We start from the raw sequence: 2,280 nt of genomic DNA on the forward strand, positions 1-2,280 counted from the left end.
TCACACCTTAACAAGGCGTTATACGCTTTATGGAAAATGAGACAAAAAGGACGTTATGAAGTTATCTGAGTTACAAAGTCATATAAAAGAATTCGATTATGCGCCAGAGCAATCTGAACACTATTTTTTGAAACTAATAGAAGAAGTTGGCGAATTATCGGAATCTATTCGCAAAGGTAAAAGTGGGCAACCAACGCTAGATGAACTTAAAGGTTCAATCGCAGAAGAGTTATATGACGTCTTGTATTATGTTTGTGCTTTAGCCAATATTCACGGTGTAAACCTTGAGAAAACGCATGAACTAAAAGAAGTATTGAACAAGGTTAAGTACAACCGATAGAACGCGTATAACAAATTGTTCAAGAGGGATTCAGCACGCGTGGCATTTTTACTATGCGTTGGTTTTAGTGATTAAGGTGGTATGCGGTAGCGTTGGTGTTGCGTGCTTCACCCCTTAACAAGGCGTTAGCGTACAACAGTAAAATCAGGATCTTATAGCTAGTGTGAGGCTGGGAACATCATCGAAAGTTAGTGCTTTGACTACACTTTTTCTTGTTCTAGATATCTCAGTGAATATGCTTGTCTTGGTTCTTGGCTTCTAGTATCTAAACTTAAAAAGTTGGTGCTCATTTCAATCACGCCTTGGATAGTGCCATTTGCAACGTATTGTATGTGAAAACAGCAATTCAAATGTCAGCTTCATTGTGTGAAGTTTCGTGAGTCTCCACGTTCGGCGGTTTTAGCTTGGCGCAAGGTAATTCAAAGTACACAGCCTGAAGTTGTCGGCTTTGGTGTTAAGTCTCAAGTTCAGCATGTAAAGCAAAGTAGGGCATGGCTTTTGGTATACAATGGTTTGCATGAAATAAGCTAACAAGGCATTCAAGAGGGACAGTCAACGCGTGGCGAGTTTGGCTTAAGTCTGGTATTTGTGTTTACGGTGGTAAATTGAAGTTTGGTGGTAGCGCGTTGCTGCCCCTTAATGCGGCGTTAGTTTGCAAGAGGAAAAACTCAGCTATATCGCAAGATCTAGTGGTAAAAGCTCAAAGTTTAAGTTGTCGTACAGGCTTTCAATTTTAGTGTTACTAGCGTGGTGAAAATCCAAAATTGGCATCGTTTCAACCGTTGATTTGTTCTTTGGAGCGGTGACTTTGGGGTTAACTGAGTCGAAGTTTTTTGCTGAAACTCTGCTCGTTGAGTTTGTTGGTGCAAAAGCCGATTTAATCGCTGAAATGACGTTTTCTCTGGTATGGAAAATTCAAGTGGTTTCAGTGACTTTGTTGAAAGTTCTCATTGTGAGATTGGTTTTCCAAAAGAGCTTTTTGGTGTTGTAAGTTCGTTTTCTGCGGCGTTGTTTGTTCCACGTGGTTTCATTGAGTAGCCGCTTTGAGACTACGCCTGGCTTAAGTGCATCGAAACACTTAAAGCTTATTGTTTGCAAAGTTTAAAATAACGTAAAATCAACGCGTTGGGTTTGCAAACTAACAAACTGCTCAAGAGGGATTCGCAACGCGTGGCATTTTTACTATGCGTTGAATTAAGTGTTTAAGGTGGTATGCGGCGGCTTCGGTATTGCGTTGCTCACCCCTTAGCAGGGCGTTATGCGATTCAATAGTATGGAAGCAAGATGTTAGAAATAGAGAAGGTAAACGAATCAAATTTTGAGGCAGTTAAGCTTGTACGTTTAGCCGATGAGCAAGTTAAGTTTGCTGGTACGGCTGATGAATTTCTATCAAGTGGTAACAAGACAACCCATCTGCATATTATAAAAAATGACGATATAGTAATTGGTTTCTTCAAACTAGATATCGCCTATTCTTCTAATTATGAGTTTTGTCCACCCGATGGATTAGGCCTAAGATCTTTTGCAATCGACATTGATAGTCAAGGTAAAGGTTTGGGTACAAAATCAGTTAAAGTACTCTTATCCTACATAAAAGCATACTACTCAGAGTTCAACTGGGTTTACCTGACAGTTAATTGTAAAAATCCAAGTGCTAAAGCGTGTTACGAAAATGGTGGCTTTGAAAACACTCCTGAGCAGTATTTGGGTGGTTTAGCGGGCCCTCAGCACATAATGCGCGTAAAAATCGCATAACAAATTGTTCAAGAGTGATTCGGCACGCGTGGCATTTTTACTATGCGTTGGTTTTAGTGGTTAGGTGGCATGCGGGGGCTTTGGTATTGCGTGCCTCACACCTTAACAAGGCGTTAGTTTGCAAGAGGAAAAAAGTGCCTATATCGCAAGATCTAGTGGTAAAAGCTTATAGTTGAAATTGTCTT

The 2,280-nt window shown here is 40.4% G+C and carries 2 protein-coding genes; both read left to right on the forward strand.

Annotated elements, in window-relative coordinates; genetic code table 11:
* Positions 1-55 precede the first annotated feature (55 nt).
* Entirely contained in the window at positions 56-340 is a 285-nt protein-coding gene (locus tag IJ23_RS23295; protein ID WP_017448465.1) for a MazG nucleotide pyrophosphohydrolase domain-containing protein, read from the forward strand.
* A gap of 1,284 nt (positions 341-1,624) precedes the next feature.
* A complete protein-coding gene (locus IJ23_RS23305) occupies positions 1,625-2,095 on the forward strand; it encodes a GNAT family N-acetyltransferase (RefSeq protein WP_033907467.1) in 471 nt (156 codons plus the stop codon).
* Positions 2,096-2,280 lie beyond the last annotated feature (185 nt).

Origin of the sequence: Vibrio sp. OY15, from assembly GCF_000742455.1 — a bacterium.
Taxonomy (GTDB): Bacteria; Pseudomonadota; Gammaproteobacteria; order Enterobacterales; family Vibrionaceae; genus Vibrio; species Vibrio alginolyticus.